Source organism: Halorubrum sp. AD140 (genome assembly GCF_034497445.1).
Taxonomy (GTDB): domain Archaea; phylum Halobacteriota; class Halobacteria; order Halobacteriales; family Haloferacaceae; genus Halorubrum.
The window spans coordinates 1-1,144 of the sequence record NZ_JAXRUU010000274.1 but is presented as its reverse complement, the minus strand read 5'-3'; the positions used below and the strand labels follow the sequence as shown (position 1 = coordinate 1,144).

2 protein-coding genes are annotated in these 1,144 nt (G+C 66.5%); one reads left to right on the top strand and one right to left on the bottom strand.

Annotated elements, in window-relative coordinates:
- Positions 1 to 550, top strand: a 550-nt coding sequence (locus tag U4E84_RS18140) for a DoxX family protein (RefSeq protein ID WP_322533464.1), incomplete at its 5' end; no start/stop codon positions are given.
- A gap of 6 nt (positions 551 to 556) precedes the next feature.
- Here the strand turns inward: U4E84_RS18140 and fer are convergent.
- Positions 557 to 1,144 (bottom strand): ferredoxin Fer (gene fer, locus U4E84_RS18135; protein WP_322533463.1); only part of this gene is annotated, 588 nt, incomplete at its 5' end.

Below are 1,144 nucleotides of genomic sequence, written 5' to 3'. Positions count from 1 at the left end.
CTCGGCAGAAGTCCAGTTACGAAGCACGGTCGGTGGACTGACTGCGGAAGGAAAACTACACACGCTGAGCGTTTGGTTCATCTTCGCGCTCCGCCTGATGATGGGACTCGCGTTCCTCCAGGCCGGACTGGACAAGCTGCTCGGCGGCGGATTCAGCGCCGCGGGATACCTTCAGAACGCGCCGGCGGACAACGGGAGTCCACTGGCAGACCTCTTCGTCGCGATGGCGCAGACGCCCTTGTTTATGGACTTCGTGAACGTCGCCGTTCCTTGGGGACAGCTGTGTATCGGTCTCGGGCTGCTCGTCGGGTGTCTGACGAGACTCGCGGCGTTCTGGGGCGCGTTCATGATGCTGCTCTTCTACTTCGGTAACTGGGACATCTCCCACGGCTACATCAACGGCGATTTCGCGTACCTGCTGGTCTTCCTCTCGGTCGCCGCCTTCGGTGCCGGGAGGATATTCGGTCTCGACGCCTACATCGAAGGGTACGACGTCGGCGGCGTGCCCCTCGCGGAACGGTACCCGTGGACGCGGTACTTCCTCGGATGAGTCGTCCTACCGCCGGGTGAACGGCCCGGGCGGGAGGATGAGGTCGTCGAGCTCGGGCCGCTGTTTCACGTTGAACACGATCGACAGCTCGTCGGTCAGCGGGTAGCCGTTACAGGAGAGCCGGAACCCCCGCTCGGCGAGGTCGTCGGGCATGATGTGGTCGGTCGGCTGCGAGAGCTCGCCCTCGGCGAGGTACACCGCGCAGTTCGCACAGGCGCCGCCGCGACAGGAGAAGGGCCACGCGAAGCCGCTGCGCTCGGCCGCCTCTAACAGGCTCTCGTCGGGGTGGACGAGCATGCGACCGTGGGCGTCGGAACCGAGGTCGGCGTGGGCGGCCTTCCGGAACAGCTCGTCGTCGTCGAGCGACCAGCCGTAGTCGACGACCGCCTCGTAGTCGAGGAACTCGACGCGGGTCGACTTCGGCTCGCGCGCGTCGTCCCCCTCGGTGAGGTCGACGTCCGCGGGGTCGGTTTGGTCGTCGCTCCCGTCGCGTTCCGACAGCTCCCGGTAGGCGCGGCGGACGAGCTGGAACTCCTCGATCGAACCGCCCTGGTCGGGGTGCGCGCGCTTCACGCGCTCGCGGTAGGCCCGTTC